This is a genomic window from Streptomyces chiangmaiensis (assembly GCF_036281785.1).
Taxonomy (GTDB): Bacteria; Actinomycetota; Actinomycetes; order Streptomycetales; family Streptomycetaceae; genus Streptomyces; species Streptomyces chiangmaiensis.
Genome location: NZ_JAYWVC010000114.1, coordinates 1 through 14,755, shown reverse-complemented (window position 1 = coordinate 14,755; position 14,755 = coordinate 1). Strand labels below are relative to the sequence as shown.

12 protein-coding genes and 5 pseudogenes are annotated in these 14,755 nt (G+C 68.6%); 9 read left to right on the top strand and 8 right to left on the bottom strand.

Annotated features, from left to right (window positions below; genetic code table 11):
• Window positions 1-96: 96 nt before the first annotated feature.
• A pseudogene (locus VXC91_RS27265) lies at window positions 97-234 on the bottom strand (type II toxin-antitoxin system RelE family toxin); the annotation flags it as partial.
• A 616-nt stretch (window positions 235-850) separates the two neighbouring features.
• Between VXC91_RS27265 and VXC91_RS27260 the strand changes: the two are divergent.
• The 7 genes and pseudogenes from VXC91_RS27260 to VXC91_RS27225 all read left to right on the top strand — a co-directional run.
• Complete coding sequence (locus tag VXC91_RS27260) at window positions 851-1,198, top strand: molybdopterin dinucleotide binding domain-containing protein (protein WP_329509981.1); 348 nt, start codon at window positions 851-853, stop codon at window positions 1,196-1,198.
• A gap of 172 nt (window positions 1,199-1,370) precedes the next feature.
• Window positions 1,371-2,036, top strand: a pseudogene (locus VXC91_RS27250) (CBS domain-containing protein); the annotation flags it as partial.
• Between the two features lie 330 nt (window positions 2,037-2,366).
• A complete protein-coding gene (locus tag VXC91_RS27245) occupies window positions 2,367-3,041 on the top strand; it encodes a CBS domain-containing protein (protein ID WP_329509980.1) in 675 nt (224 codons plus the stop codon).
• A gap of 56 nt (window positions 3,042-3,097) precedes the next feature.
• Window positions 3,098-3,370, top strand: coding sequence for an aldo/keto reductase (locus tag VXC91_RS27240; protein ID WP_329509979.1), 273 nt, complete (start codon window positions 3,098-3,100; stop codon window positions 3,368-3,370).
• A gap of 75 nt (window positions 3,371-3,445) precedes the next feature.
• Window positions 3,446-3,580 (top strand): annotated as a pseudogene (locus VXC91_RS27235) (XdhC family protein); the annotation flags it as partial.
• Between the two features lie 25 nt (window positions 3,581-3,605).
• Complete coding sequence (locus VXC91_RS27230; RefSeq protein WP_329509989.1) at window positions 3,606-3,773, top strand: hypothetical protein; 168 nt, start codon at window positions 3,606-3,608, stop codon at window positions 3,771-3,773.
• 45 nt (window positions 3,774-3,818) lie between these two features.
• Window positions 3,819-4,199: pseudogene (locus tag VXC91_RS27225) on the top strand (phosphoribosyltransferase family protein); the annotation flags it as partial.
• 34 nt (window positions 4,200-4,233) lie between these two features.
• Here the strand turns inward: VXC91_RS27225 and VXC91_RS27220 are convergent.
• A complete protein-coding gene (locus VXC91_RS27220) occupies window positions 4,234-4,953 on the bottom strand; it encodes a CBS domain-containing protein (protein ID WP_329509978.1) in 720 nt (239 codons plus the stop codon).
• A gap of 383 nt (window positions 4,954-5,336) precedes the next feature.
• A complete protein-coding gene (locus VXC91_RS27215; RefSeq protein WP_425578448.1) occupies window positions 5,337-5,648 on the bottom strand; it encodes an ATP-binding cassette domain-containing protein in 312 nt (103 codons plus the stop codon).
• A gap of 472 nt (window positions 5,649-6,120) precedes the next feature.
• Here VXC91_RS27215 and VXC91_RS27210 point away from each other — a divergent pair, with 472 nt between their 5' ends.
• Window positions 6,121-6,921 carry a sigma 54 modulation/S30EA ribosomal C-terminal domain-containing protein gene (locus VXC91_RS27210; RefSeq protein WP_329509977.1) on the top strand — a complete coding sequence of 267 codons (801 nt, stop codon included), beginning with the start codon at window positions 6,121-6,123 and terminating at the stop codon, window positions 6,919-6,921.
• A 300-nt stretch (window positions 6,922-7,221) separates the two neighbouring features.
• Window positions 7,222-8,106, top strand: coding sequence for a universal stress protein (locus VXC91_RS27205; RefSeq protein ID WP_329509976.1), 885 nt, complete (start codon window positions 7,222-7,224; stop codon window positions 8,104-8,106).
• A 445-nt stretch (window positions 8,107-8,551) separates the two neighbouring features.
• Here VXC91_RS27205 and VXC91_RS27200 read toward each other — a convergent pair whose 3' ends face one another.
• The 5 genes and pseudogenes from VXC91_RS27200 to VXC91_RS27180 all read right to left on the bottom strand — a co-directional run bounded on the left by VXC91_RS27200 (window position 8,552) and on the right by VXC91_RS27180 (window position 13,767).
• Window positions 8,552-9,010 (bottom strand): putative PEP-binding protein, encoded by a 459-nt coding sequence (locus VXC91_RS27200; RefSeq protein WP_329509975.1) that lies wholly within the window; start codon window positions 9,008-9,010, stop codon window positions 8,552-8,554.
• 25 nt (window positions 9,011-9,035) lie between these two features.
• On the bottom strand, window positions 9,036-10,742 hold the full coding sequence (gene ppsA, locus VXC91_RS27195) for a phosphoenolpyruvate synthase (protein WP_329509974.1): 1,707 nt from the start codon (window positions 10,740-10,742) through the stop codon (window positions 9,036-9,038).
• A 65-nt stretch (window positions 10,743-10,807) separates the two neighbouring features.
• Window positions 10,808-10,963, bottom strand: a pseudogene (locus VXC91_RS27190) (PEP/pyruvate-binding domain-containing protein); the annotation flags it as partial.
• 622 nt (window positions 10,964-11,585) lie between these two features.
• Window positions 11,586-12,641, bottom strand: a complete 1,056-nt coding sequence (rtcA, locus tag VXC91_RS27185) for an RNA 3'-terminal phosphate cyclase (protein WP_329509973.1) — start codon at window positions 12,639-12,641, stop codon at window positions 11,586-11,588.
• Window positions 12,642-12,777: 136 nt separating this feature from the next.
• On the bottom strand, window positions 12,778-13,767 hold the full coding sequence (locus tag VXC91_RS27180) for a sigma-70 family RNA polymerase sigma factor (RefSeq protein ID WP_329509972.1): 990 nt from the start codon (window positions 13,765-13,767) through the stop codon (window positions 12,778-12,780).
• Window positions 13,768-14,755: the final 988 nt, after the last annotated feature.

Here is a 14,755-nt window from a genome sequence, read left to right as displayed (position 1 = left end):
GCGTTGCGCCGCGTGGCAAGGAGGGCAAGAGGGGGGCAGCCTCGGCGCGCCACCTGCGTTGCCCGGGGTAAGGGAGAGCGGCAACCGGTCGGGTCCCGCGACAGTGTTGAAGCCGAGCGGTTGTCGGTTTCCAGTGCTGTGAGCTTGGCCAGGACACGGTGCGCGCGTGTCCCGGGGGATCTTGCGGAGCTCTGCCTGAGCCTCGTGCCGGAAGACAGTGCGGTGCCTGCTCACTGCGTGCTGGCGTCTCCCCCACGACATCCTCGATCGGGAAGGTCAAGGTGCGGGCACTGACGGCCAACCGGGCCGGGACGGCTATGGGTTGGCGGCGGATGGTGCCGGTGCGGGCCTTGGCGTGGAACACGAACACGAGGGTGCCGAGCGCGCGGGTGAGGTTGTGCGCAAGGGCTGGTGGGGTGAGCCAGGCGGCATTCGCGGTGAACTTCCCCGACGGCAGGTGCCCGAGCGCGGAGTCCTCCAGGTTCGCGAAGACCTGCTCCACGATCGCGTGCGCGCGGTGGCACCGCTCGGCCTCAACCAAGGGGAAAGGACTGTCGGTGGACACCGCGTTTGGCCAAGTGGCCGCAGACGGTTTCCGCCGCCCTACGGGGCTGCCTGCACGATGAGGGCATGGTTCCCGTGGCCCCTGCGGACCGTTTCGATGCATTTCGGTCCCTGGCCGACCGACGTGGGCGGCCGGGAAGCCGGCTGATCGAGGCGCTGGCCGGGGTCAGGGCGGGAACGGCGGACAGCCCTGAGGCCTGGGCTCCGGCTGTCGCCGGCGGCTTCGGTCTGCCCGCAGCCGCCGCGCTCGGACCCGCCGGCTACCTCCCGCCCGGTGACCCCGACGATGACTATCCCCTGGTCCTGGTCACGGGACGGTTGGGCCCACTACAACTCCGGCAGCATGACCCGCCGCGGCGGCAACCTCGTCTTCGACCCGGTCGACTTCCTCGACCTCCACCCCGACGACGCCCTGCGGTACGACGTACGGGACGGTGCACAGCACACCGTGGAGAGCCGGCACGGCAAGGCCCGGCTCATCGCCAGGGTCAGCGAAAAGACAGTCCCCGGCCAGGTCTTCTGCTCCTTCCACTTCCCCAAGAGCGGAGTGAACCGCCTCACCTCCGACCGCACGGACACCGTCACGTCCTGCCCCGAGTACAAGGTCACGGCCGTACGCCTGACCGCGCCCTGACAGCGACCGGCAGGGGCACACACCGATGGGTACCGGAACACCCGTACTGACACCCGGTGACGGGGGCCACGGGCAGGCGGCCCCCAGCGAGACACCCGGTCCCGCAGTGCAGACCTTGCCGACCATGGAGGTCTTCGCCGCGCTGGACACCTCGCCGCGTGGACTGGCCTCGGCGGATGCGGCGGCACGGCGGGACCGGTTGGGACCCAACGAGTTGCCGGCCGCGAGGAGGAGGAAACCGTGGCGCGACCTCGCCCGGCAGTTCACCGACCTCTTCGCCGTGATGCTGCTGGCCGCATGCGCGTCATCGGTGTGGTCTCCGAGGCCGACCTGCTGCCGAAGGCAGGAGTTCCACGACCGCGATCTGACGCTGTATGAGCAGCGTGAGCGTCTGACCGACATCGCCAAGGCGGCAGCGGCGACCGCCGAGGAGCTCATGAGCACCCCCGCCATCACGGTGCATCCCGACGTCACGCTGGTCCAGGCGGCCAGGATCATGGCGGTGAGGCACGTCAAGCGCCTTCCCTTGGTGGACGACGAGGACGTACTGAAGGGCATCGTCAGCCGCGGCGGTGTACTGAAGGTCTTCTTGCGGTCGGATGACGACATCGAGGAAGAGGTCCGCCGCACGGTGGTGTTCTACCTGTTTCCCGCTCTCAGCCACACCATCAACGTGAACGTGCACGAGGGAGTCGTCGCCCTCCGCGGACAGGTCCAGGACAACTCGCTCATCTCGGTTGCCGCGCGCCTCGTCCGCGCCGTAGAGGGCGTGGTGGACGTCGAGCCCCATCTCACCGGCAAGTCCGGTGCTCCGGCCGGCCCCGAGGGCACGCAGTGACAAGACCGTCAGCGTGGGCAGGCGGACGGTGGGTGCTTGTCGGCTATAAGGAGGCGGGTGTGGAGCGCAGGCGACCTGTGGCGCCTTGAATGTCGAGTGCTTATGGCACTGCGCGGTTGATCGCCGAGGTGAGATCGCGTGATCGCCGCCATTCCCTGACAATGTCGTTAGGCCCGACGTGCCACGCGCGACATGCCGACGCGTGGGGTGCCCACCCCGGATCCGGGGTTGGCCGGACGGGCTCAGCGGCTCACCTGTGGGCGACAGATTCCTGACACGGTGGACACGTGACCACGACTGGCTGTCACGACCCGGAAAGGGAGCGCGGACATGCACCACCGAATGGTAGGAGAGCTCATGACCCGGGAGGTCGTCCGAGCGCGGCGTGACATGCCGTTCAAAGAGATCGTCAAGCTGCTGGCGGAGAACGATGTCACCGCCGTACCCGTAGTGGACGAACTGGACCGCCCGATGGGTGTGGTGTCTGAAGCCGACCTGCTGCGCAAGTGCGCGGACCAGGCCGACCCGTTCGGCCGGACACCGCTTCCGCACCTCGAGGCCTGGGAGCGGGCCAAGGCCGAGGGTGCCAGAGCCGAGGAACTGATGTCGGCTCCCGCGGTGTGCGCGCGCCCGGAGTGGAGCGTGGTCGAGGCGGCCCGCCTGATGGAGGTCCACAACGTCAAGCGGCTGCCCGTGGTGGACGAGACGGACCGGCTCCAGGGCATCGTCAGTCGCGGCGACCTGCTGCGGGTCTTCCTGCGCCGTGACGAAGCCATCCGTGACGAGATCGACCGGATTGTGCTGCAGCAGACGTTGGGCTTTGCTCCCGCAGAGGTGACGGTCGAGGTTCGCGAGGGGCGGGTCACCCTCGGTGGCTCCGTCGAGTTCAAGAGCCTGATCCCCGTCATCGAGCGGCTGTGCCGGAGCGTTGACGGCGTGGTCTCGGTCTCCGAGCACATCGCATACCGGACCGACGACGCCCGGCATTACCCGACCGGCCTGTGAGACATCCAGGGCTGCGGGCGGAGTAGGCAGACTTCGCTCAACGGCACGGCATTGTCTTGAAGTCCTGGAGCCCGACGGGCGGAGGGAGGCGACCTGCGCAGCGCGGATGCAGCAAAGGCGGTCGCAAAGAAGTACGGACGCCAACCCAAGTCCTCTTGCACTGGCACGTCCAGCAAGGCTTGGTCGTTGTGCCGAAGAGCTCCAACTCGCAACGCGTGCGAGAGAACCTCGATATTTTCGACTTCGAGCTTGACTGCGAGGATCTGGCGACCCTGGCGGAGTTGGACCACGGCGAGACCGGCGTGGACTCTGGCGAGGTCGGTCGATGACATGCCGCTGCGATCTGGTCCGAGCAGGTGACGTCGCGTCTGCCCCCTGCGGTTCGTGCCTGGGAGTGCTGAGTCGTGCGTGACGTACTACCTGAGCTGGTCGACTGGTGGGAGAACAGGGACACGGTCGGCGTCGGCACCGTCGTAGCCACCTTCCGGTCGGCCCCACGTCCGCCCAGTGCTTCCATGCTGGTTGGACCCGACGGCACGGCTGTCGGCTCGGTAGCCGGCGGATGTGTCCAAGGGGCGGTCTACGCTCTGGCCCGGGAAGATCCAGCCGTGGCACCTGGTCCGCCTGGCGGTGGTATATGTGCGCCCGTCGACCCCGGACAGCTACCTCGCCGGCCTCCACCTGCGCGCCTCGATGATCTGGATCAAGGACCTCACCCGAGCCACCCATTGATCACGACTCAACACACGCCCTAGTCGGACTGCTGCGGCGCCCGTCGCCGCGGTGCGCAAGACCCGTGTCTCGGGCACCAGCGTGCAAGCCGAGGAACTCGTCGGCGACGTGGCCGGTCGGCCCGCAGCGATCGTGGACGACATGATCAGCACCGGCGGGACGGTGGAAGCGGCCGTGCGGGTCCTGCTCGACCGCAGGGCCGCTCCCGACATCACCGTGGCCGCGACGCACGGTCTCCTGGTCGCCGCCGCCCAGGAGCGCCTACGTCGGCTGCCGATCCGCCGCCTGCTCGTCACCGACGCCCTCGCACCTCATCCGCACCAGGCACTGCCGGTCCGGGTCCCGTCCGTGGCCCCGCTGCTCGCTGGCGCCATCGGCCGCCTCCACCATGACGAACCTCTCGACGCACTGCTGATGCACACCTGACACGGGATCTCGGCCCGGCAAGTTGCATACGGCTCTACGTATCACCGCGACGGGGGTCGATGGCCTCGATGCCCGACTGTGGTCGGTCCTCGGCGGCCCTGTCGTCGATGGCGTAGTCGATGAGCGGCCTGACAGTGACCACCCCGTCCACGCCCTTGGCGAGCCGTTCGGCGATCTGGGCGGTGCTGCGCTTCTCGACCTCGCCGCTCAGGGTGACGACGCCGTCGTGGACCTGGACCTGCACCTCCTGTCCGCTCAGCTGCAGTATCGCTGTCAGCACTTCGTCACGTATCTCCTCGCGGACCTCCTCGTCGGGGCGCAGGAAGACACGCAGCAGGTCCGGACGGCTGACGATGCCGATGATGTGGTCTGTTTCGTCCACGACCACCAGTCGCTTGACGTGCTGGCGATCCATCACACGGGCTGCCTCGGCGACCGACCAGTCGGCGTGAGCGGTGACCACGGGGGTGGTCATCAGCCCGGCGGCGTTCTCCGCGCGTGCCTTGGCCTTCGCACGCGGCCACCCGGGCAGTGCTGCCTGCCCGCCGTACTTGTCAGGCTGTTCGGCTTGCTTACGGAGCAGATCGGCTTCGGACACCAGCCCCATCGGCGCACCATGCTCGTCCGCTACGGGTACGGCACTGATGCCATGGCTGGACAGGACGGACGTGATCTCCTTGAACGGGGTGTCCGGTCGGACCGTGACGACATCGCGTGTCATCACTTCGCTGACGGTGTTGTGCTGGGCGGTCATCGTCGCAGCTCCTTTCCTGCGTGCGCGTCGCACGGTGGACGCCGGCTGACCCCCACATCTCCACTGTGCTCCTCCTGTATACGGTCGCTGCCAGGGCCGATGGTCCCCAATGCCAGAGACACCTGGTTGGGCACGGCGTTCGGAGAAGTCACCGGTCACGCACTGTCCGGTGGCCTGCTGTGGCCGGCGGTCCAGGTTCCAGCACTGCCTGAGGAATTCCCGATCCGGAGTGAACGTTGACCTAAACAGGAGGACGTGAGGCGCGAGGGGAGCGGAGAGAAACCGTGCACCGCGTAATTCGGACCCACAAGAAGCGGGTGGTCCTCCTCTTGTTCATGTGCGCCGATTTGTTTCGATTGCGGCAATCCGGCTCGTTACGGGTGTCAGCTGTCGAGCAACGGCGCCTGGTTCGTGCCGTGAAAGGTCTCGGGTACCTTCCGGGCAGCATCGATCACGGCCGCCCGGTCCGCTGGTACCTGACGGTCCGGGCACAGTCCCGCACGGGCCTGATCGACGTACGCGATCCGTACGGTCTCGCCGATGCGCAGCCGGCCCGCATCGGGTTGCTCCTGTCCGACGATCATCCGGAACAGGGTGGTCTTGCCGACCCCGTTGGGGCCGAAGACCCCGACGATGCCGCCACGCGGCAGCGTGAACGACAGGTCCTCGATCAGCAGCCGGTCGCCGTACCCCATATGCACGCGCCGGGATTCTCCCTACGCCTGCTGCGCGGCGCGGCTGTCGTCACCGGGCAGCAGAGCGACGGTCGGTGCCCGAAACCGTCACGCCTACGCGTGCAGGTGCCCTGCAGCCTGTTCCATCTGACCTGCTCGAGCGCGGGATGACCGCGGCGTCGTACGCCGCCCGGTCCGGAATGCTGCCGCTGCCATCGGCGGTCCGCGACTCCGAGTCGCGGTCTGGAAGCTGCAGTACTCGTAGTCGTCGACGAAGTGGGCACGGCTGTACAGGGGAGCCGGCCGCGGCGGCGACGGACGGCCCATCCCGGGGGGAACGAGCTTCTGAGGCCGTCGCTGCACGAGGCGCACCGCCATGTGCGGCTCAGGGGGCAGGGAAGCTGGTCTGCCAGGAAGAGGGACGCTGGCCGTGCACATAGGAGCTACGGGCGATAAGTGTGGAAAGTGACATTCCGGCGTAAGGAGGGCTGTCATGAAGCGATCGGCACCACAGCAGGCCCCTGAGATCCAGGTGGAGACCCAGGGGCAGATGCCGCCCGGCGCCATCGGGTACGCGCAGGAGAAGGTACGGGCGCTCATCGGCCGAACACGGGAGCCGGTCCTGTTCGCCCGCGTCAAGTTGAACCACATGGCCAACCCCGCCATGGAACGACCGGCGATCGCCCAGGCCAACCTGGACGTCAACGGGCGCCTTGCCAGGGCACATGTCGCCGCCACAACCGTCACCGAGGCCGTCGACCTGCTGCAGGACCGGCTCGCCGCAGGGCTGGAACGCCTGGAGGAGCACTGGGAGGCCCGCCGAGGCCGCAGACCCGCACCGGGCCCGCACGAGTGGCGGCACGGCAGCGAGCCCGCCCACCGCCCCGACTACTTCCCCCGTCCGGCCGAGGAACGCCAGGTCGTGCGGCACAAGTCGTTCTCCCTGGCCCGCGAGTCACCTGACGAGGCGGCCTTCGAGATGGAGATGTTGGACTACGGCTTCCACCTCTTCACCGACATCGACACCGGCGAGGACAGCGTGCTGTACCGATCCGGCCCGACCGGCTACCGCCTCGCCCAGGTGCACCCCCACCCCCACCTCGTCGGCCCCGTGGCCGTACCGCTCACCGTCAGCGACCTCCCCGCCCCCCGGATGAACCTGGACGAGGCCAAGCAGCGACTGGACATCACCGGATCGCCGTTCGTGTTCTACGCCGACGACACCACCGGACGGGGAAACATCCTCTACCACCGCTACGACGGCCACTACGGCCGCATCTCCCCCGCCGGGTAACGGCCCGGCTCGCCACCGCCTCGCATGAGCAGCACGACATGACGCAGAACCATTCCACCCTGAACCCGATGCCGCGCCCGGGCCGGAAGTCCGGCTGAGCCGACTGTGTCCGGCCGCTGGCCCGTGGACCTGGAGGTCCCGTCACAGGCTGCCCGAGGAGGCGGCACGCGGCGCACGACTCGCCCGTGAGGGCCTGTAGATGCACCATCGCGCCGGAAGAGACGGAGTCGGCCGCCGTGGCCGGCGCCACCGGTCGGCACCGGAGCGCCGGTCGGTCGTCGAACAGCTTGGGAGTCTGCGATGACGCGTACAGAAGGACGTACACCGATCGTGGTTGGCCTCGATCCCGATCCGGAAAAACGCGCGGCGCTCGCCTGGGCCGCCGACGCGGCCGATCGGCGCCACCTGCCGTTGCTGCTGGTCCTCGCACAGAACCTGCCGACCCCCGGGTACCGACCGACGGGCGGGCACCCGTCCTGGGAGGAGTGGAACGAGGCGCTGCATGCGACGGGGGACCGCATGGTGAAGGACGCGGTGGCCTTCGTCGAGTCCCGGCACCCGCAGGTGCACGTGTCCGGGGTACTGGCGGAGGGGCACCCGGCGTGGGTGCTGCGTGAACACGCGCAGCACGCCAAAGAGGTCGTGCTCGGTTCCTGGCATCTGAGTGCTCTCCAGGAGTTCTTCACCTCCGCCGCCGTCACCCTACCGCTCATCGCCCACGCGCCCTGCCCCGTGGTCGTCGTACCGGAGCCAGAGCACATCACCCAGCAGCCGCCGTACTTCGTGGTCGGAGTCGACGGCAGCCCTCAGTCCGCCGCCGCCGTCGACCTCGCCTTCGAGGAGGCCGCCCTGCGCGGCGCGCTCCTGCGGGCCCTGTACGTGTGGCACCCTCCGCGACTCGGAGTCCTGGACGAGAACGCGGCCGTCCAGGAGTGCCGCCGGCTGCTGTCGGAGACGGTCGCCGGGCGCACCGCCGCCCATCCGCAAGTGGAACTGCACCATGAAGTCGTCGAAGGCCACCCAGTGCAGGTCCTCACCAAGGCATCCGAACACGCCCTCGGCCTGGTCGTGGGCACACGCGGGCACGGCGGCTTCACCGGCATGCTGCTGGGCTCCGTCAGCCAGGGCGTCCTGCACCACGCACGCTGCCCGGTCATCACCGTCCCGCACGCCCACGAGCAGTAGTCCACGGCTGGTGACCTTGATCCGAACCGTGGCCCGGGCGGAATAACCCTCCTCGCTTCTCGTGTCCCGCGGTGCAGAGCAAGCTTGCCTGGAGTCGGGCGCTGTGGACGGCGTGGGCCAGCCAGGGCCGACGGGTCGGGCAGACCAGCGAAGGCGGCTGCCGGGGCAACTCACAATGAAGATCCTCAAGCCCATCTGGAAGGCGAGATCACCGGCTGTCGGCGTCGGGCACCTGGGCCGGGCTGGCCCCTCCACCGGGGGGAGTGGGCCGCCATTCGGGGCGTTTCCATGCTGCGGGTCTCCGCCGTGTCCTGCGAATCGGACAGCCGGCGCCCGGCTCCAGGACCGCCAACCGCAGACTCCATGTCTCTTCGACAGTGCCTCTGTACGGGCCGCAGCGTGTACGAGTTCACGGGTTGCCCCGACACCGGGGACTGCCAGCAGATCACGGCTGACGAGAGGCCGGGTGACGGGGTGCTGCGGCGGCCGTCGCAGCGGAGCGCCGGGTCTTCTCGGCGGCGGCGACGTTGTCCTTGACGAACAGGAAGCTGTCGGGAGTCACCGAGACCGAGTCGATAGCGGCGTCGACCAGAAGGCGGGCGAAGTCGGGGTCGTCGCTGGGCCGCTGACCGCACAGGCCCACCTTGCGTCTCTTGAGGTGGGCGACGTCGATCAGGGTCTGGATGCTGGTGGTGACGGCCGGGTCGCGCTCGTTGAACAGCGCGCGCAGTTGTTCGGAGTCCCGATCGACACCAAGGGTGAGCTGGGTCAGGTCGTTGCTGCCGATGGAGAAGCCGTCGAAGCGGTCGCTGAAGTCTGCGGCGAGGATGATGTTGGACGGGATCTCCGCCATCACATAAGCCTCCAGGTCGTTGCGGCCGCGGACCAGGCCGTAATCGGCCATGACCTCCAGGACACGGTCGGCCTCCTCAAGGGTGCGGCAGAACGGAAAGGGTGCGGCAGAACGGAATCATCACGACTGTGTTCGTGAGCCCGATCTCGTCGCGGACCCGGCGCAGTGCCCGGCATTCCAGGCCGAAGCCTTTGCGGTAGCCCTCGCTGTAGTAGCGGCTGGCTCCCCGCCAGCCCAGCATCGGATTGTGTTCCGCGGGCTCGAACTGCCTGCCGCCGATGAGTCTGGCGTACTCGTTGGTCTTGAAGTCGCTCATCCGGACGATGACCGGCTTGGGCCACCAGGCGGCGGCGATGCGCGCTATGCCGTGGGCCAGCAGCTCGACGAAGTACTCCGTCTTGTCGGCGTAGCCGCGGGTCAGCTCGGCGATCCGGTCACGGGCGTGCTCGTCGGCCAGCTCGTCGAAGCGCACCAGCGCCATGGGATGGATCTTGATGTGGGTGTTGACGATGAACTCCATCCGGGCCAGTCCGACGCCGTCGGCGGGCAGCCGCCACCACCGGAACGCCGCTGATGGGTTGGCGATGTTGAGCATCACCCTGGTCGTCGTGGCCGGCACCTCGGCCAGATCGATGTCCTGTTCGTCGTAGTCGAGGACGCCGTCGTAGACGACGCCTTCCTCGCCCTCCGCGCAGCACACGGTGATCTCCCGGCCGTCGAGGAGCACGCTGGTGGCATGGGTGGTACCGACGACGGCGGCCACGCCGAGTTCTCGGCTGACGATGGCCGCGTGTGAGGTGCGTCCGCCGTGGTCGGTGACGATGGCGGCCGCCCGTTTCATGATCGGTTCCCAGTCCGGGTCGGTGGTCTCGGTGACGAGCACGGCACCATCCTTGAACCGCCCGATCTCGGTGGCGCTGCGCAGGTTGCACACCGGCCCGGCGGCGATGGCGTCTCCGACGGCCAGGCCGGTCGTCAGCCGTTCGCCGCGTTCCCACAGCCGGAAGGAGCGCAAGGTGGCGGCCTGTTTGCGTGCCTGCACGGTCTCCCGCCGGGCCTGAACGATGTACAGCTCGCCGGTGTCGCCGTCCTTGGCCCACTCGATGTCCATCGGATGCCCGTAGTGCTCCTCGATGAGCACCCCCCACCTGGCCAACTGCAGGATCTCCGCATCGTCGAGCACACACGCCGCCTGCTCCTCCTCGGTGGTCGCCACGGTCACCGTGGGCTGCCGCGCGCTGTCGCCGTAAACGACTTTGGTCTGCTTGCCGCCGACCGACTTGGAGATCACCGGAGTGGTGCCGGCCTGCGCGAGCAGCGGCTTGAAGACCTGGTACTCGTCCGGGTCGACCCGGCCGCCCACGACGGACTCGCCCAGGCCGAACGCCGCGTTGACGAGCACCACGTGCGGGAACCCGCTGTCGGTGTCAAGGGTGAACATCACGCCCGCTCCGGCCCGATCGGAGCGGACCATCTGCTGCACGCCGATCGACAGAGCCACCTTCAGGTGATCGAAACCGTGGTGCTCTCGGTAGCTGATGGCCCGGTCGGTGAACAAGGACGCGTAGCAGCGCTTGCAGTCCGCCAGCAGGGCCTGTTCGCCCGTGATGTTGAGGAAGGTCTCCTGCTGCCCGGCGAAGCTTGCCTCGGGAAGGTCCTCGGCGGTGGCGCTGCTGCGCACCGCAACATCCGGGTCGGCCCGACGCAGGCGGTCACCCAGTTCCCGGTACCTGCAGCGGACGGCCTCGGCCAGGTCGGGCGGGAACTGGGCGTCGAGGAACATCCGCCGGATCGCCTCACCGACCTCGGCCAGGTCAGCGCCGAGGTGCAGGGCGTCGATTGCTCAGACAGCCGGGGGGCCAGGTTGTTGGCAGCGAGGAAGTACCAGTATGCCTGCGCGGTGGTTGCGAAGCCGCTCGGGATCAGTACGCCCCGGGGCGACAGGTTGCGGATCATCTCCCCGAGTGAGGCATTCTTGCCACCGACCACGGCGGTGTCCGCCATCGAGAAGTCCTCCAACCACCTGGCCTGATCCTGCTCAGCCATCGCGCCCTCCTTCCGACGGCGGGGGGAAGCCCGATGCCTGCGAACGCCTTCGAGCCAGTCGCGCTATAGGTGCTCCTCCTGAGTTCGTGACGGGGGCGAGCAGAAAGGCGTTGCGCCGACAGGGGGCCGGCGTCTCGGACAGCCATGGAGTAGTCAGGCGGCACGTGAGCACGCCCAGCGGTATCCGGCCTTCACCTCAATCACCACCGTGACATCACCCCTTTCAACCGTACGAAGACCTGGTGAGGGCCGCGCGCCGAGCGCCCTCGGTAATGGCCGCGCCCTGCGTGGCCACCGCGAACCCGGCCTCTCTCAGCCGCCTGTCAAGGGCCCTGTCGCACGCTGGGATCGAACGAGACAATCAGGGCTTCCACGCTCGTCGGACGAAGGAGAGGCACGATGACGATCGTCCGACACAGGGTCGCACTGATCGTCGGCACGATGCAGCCGGCCGGCGCGGCGAGCACCTCCACGTAGACCGAGCTGGCTGGGTCCACGGAAGTACAAAGCGAAGAACAGCGTGGCTTCCGTCACCGGCAGAAACCCGTTTCGTCGGTACCTCTTCACGGGTCAACCTGAATCAGGAATGCTCTGTGGCAGGTCCGCCGCCCTCGACGACGAGAAGGCGTCCGTCCAGGCTCGCCCGTGCCACGCCGAAGAGGTTCGTCAGCCAGATCCCGGTGCGAACATGGTCGGTCACCGCGGCCAGCCACGTCCGGCTGCGGCCTCGGGCCAGCGCGGTGAACGTGATGATCTGGTCGGAGGCGAAGCGGTCGAGTGCGGCACCGGTTCGCAGGTCCTCCAGCAGACGTTCGGCGGTGGCCAGCCCGATCTTCTCAGCCTGGCGCCCGGGGGCTCCGGCCCCGTCCGCACCGAGCCGCCACCCGCCCGCCAGGTCGGCGAACAAGGCCAGCCCGGCGCCCGGCTGCAGCGCACTGGTGTCGTCGCGCTCTTCGATGCGGGCCTCGTGTCCGGCCCGGGCCAGCACCGCGCGGGCACCGTCAGCCATCCGCCGGCTCACCCGACGTTCCTCCAGGTGGGAAGCGAGAGCGATCCCCCACACCGACCGCACCGGCCCTGGCCGCTCGACCTCCACGGGGACGAGCGGGCCGGGGCGCCGCACGCTGAGCCGCAGCACGCCGCCGCCGGTCGGCACGTAACCGGGCCGAACCAGCGTGACCGTGACCGCGAGCCCCATCCGGCCGAGTAGCGGAACGAGAACGTGCTGCAGATGGAAGGCCGAGGGCGCTCGATCCTGGAACAGCCCACCGGTGAGTTCGACGCCGACCGGCTCGTAAGCCGTGGCGAGGACGGGCAGCAGCGCGAGCGACAGCGCCGTGGCCGACCCCGCCGTACCCACGTCGAACGCGTACTTCCCTCGCGGCACCTCACCGGCAGGGCAGAAGGTGAACTCTCGCGACCCCAGCGACGCTCCTTCGACCCTTCCGCCGACCAGCGTGCGGACCGCCTCGACCGCGCAAAGGTGCTGACGTCGCAGTCCCGGATGCGGTCGGTGTGCCCGGACATGACGCAGATGAACCGGGGTGCCCGTCACGGCCGCGTAGGCCACGGCTTGGCGAACGATCATGCCCGATCCGGAGTAGGCGGCTCCGTCGATCTCCAGCAGGGCGCTCATCAGGGCGTACTCCACCCCTCCCGCGTCTCGATCTTGACCTCTCGGGGCGGCGTGCGGCGGCTGGCCACCCTGAGTTTTCATCGGGGCCTGAGTTCTCATCACGCCTTGCGTGAGTCCGGCGTCCGCCACATCCTCCTCAGCCTGCCCACGCGCCCAACAGCGTGTGGCGCTCCGGGGCACGCAGCCGCGCCAGGGCCTGCTTCTCGAGCCGGCGCACCCGCGCCGACGTCAGCCCCACCTGCTCGGCAGTCTGCTGCACGGTCCGCGGCCGGCCATTGTGGAAGCCGTACCGCAGAGTGAGCACCAGCGCCTCCTGCGGCGGCAACGCATCCATCGTCGCCTTCAGCTGCTCGGCGAGAGCGCGGTACTCCACGACTTCCGGCGCCTGCAGCACATCGATGTCCACAATGACGTCACCGACGACGGTGTCACCCTCCTCGCCCACCGGGGTATCGAGGCTGATCGTCTGACGCCCCACCTGGCGCAGCCGGGTCACCTTCTCGCCGGCAAAGCCACTTTCGGCCGCCACCTCCTCCACGGTCGGCTCACGGCCCAACGCAAACTGCAGGCGACGCTCCACCCGGCCGAGTTTGCCGATGTCCTCCACCACCTGGAGGGGCAGTCGTACCGTCCTGGCGTGGCGGGCCAGACCCCGTTCAATGGCTTGCCGGACCCACCACGTCGCGTAGGTGGAGAACTTGTACCCCCTGGTGTAGTCGAACTTCTCCACCGCCCTGATCAGGCCCAGGTTCCCCTCCTGTAGAACGTCCAGGAACGGCAGGCCGCGACGGCCGTAGCTCTTCCTGGCGATCGCGACGACCAGTCGCAGGTTGGCGCGGATCATGTGGTCCTTCGCATGCTGACCGTCACGGGCCACTGCCTGCAGGTCACGGCGCCTTTCGGCGGGCAGTTCACACCCGCTGGCCTCGGCTTCACACAGCAGATGATCGGCGTACACCCCGGCCTCGATACGTTTGGCCAGCTCCACCTCCTCCCGGGCGCTGAGCAAGGGAGTGGAACCGATCTCGTTGAGATAGTGGCCCAGCAGGTCGGACGCGTCACCCGGTTCCACCGGCTCGGACCGGCGACGGGCCTCTACCACGCTGGTATCCACCACCATGGCCATCAGCCTCCACACACACCCCGGGACCCGTCCCTGCGGCGGAAGCCAGGGCGACCGCCCGGGTACTGTCCACGCTACCGGCGACGCACAGCCACGTCCCGTCGGCAACTTCTGTCACGGAAAGAAGCCCACCGGGCACGTCACCGCGCCACCAAGTCCGTTCGGCCACCGACAGCAGCTCCGCGACGAGCCCCGCGGCCTGCATCGCCGGAAGCACCAGGCGGGGCACGCTGCGCGGCGGGTCATCCCGTAGTGCGTCTGCGCACAGGACCGTGAGCGTGTCCTCCAGGCGTGCGGCCATCGCGCACTGAGCTGGGGCAGTGCCATGAGGGGCGGTCCGCTCGTCGTACAAAACGGAACGGGCCCATCATGACTCTGGCGGTGGGCCTGTGACGAGCAGGTTTGATGGGCCGGGCTGCCTGTAAGCGGCATTGTGCGGGGAGCTGGACGTCGCGGGGGCCGACGTCCGTGTCCGTGGCGGCGGCCAGGTTCGCGGTGACGGTCAGCTCGGTGCCGGGCAGTTCGTCGCAGCCGCGGCCGGTAGCGGCAGTCAACTCGTCGGTGGGTGACATCAACTCATCGAGAGGACTTAAGGTAGGCGGCCGCTGCGGTGATCAGGGCGCCCCCCAGCCCGCTTGCCAGTGCGCTCTGTCCTGAATCCATGGCGTGATTTAGCCCGGTCCCGGTGGTGAGGAGGGCGCAAAGCCGTTCTTGGAGGCGGACTTGTGGGCTGGGAGGTCCGCCCCGCCTTCAAAGTCGACCGGCCTCGGGGACGCTGGCTGCCCTGCCCGCGGCACTGCCTGCACCGGCCCACGACCGAACCGACCTGGCGATGCCCTAGCAGAGGGATTAGCGTATTGCACAGAGCAGTCGTGGTTCCGAAGTCGTTCGTCCGCGGTCACCTTGCCCGCGGGCGCTTTGCTGTGCAGCCCTCTCCGGACCAGGGCGATTACCTCCGGGCCCGCAGCACCGTGCGTGCCCGAACCCCCTT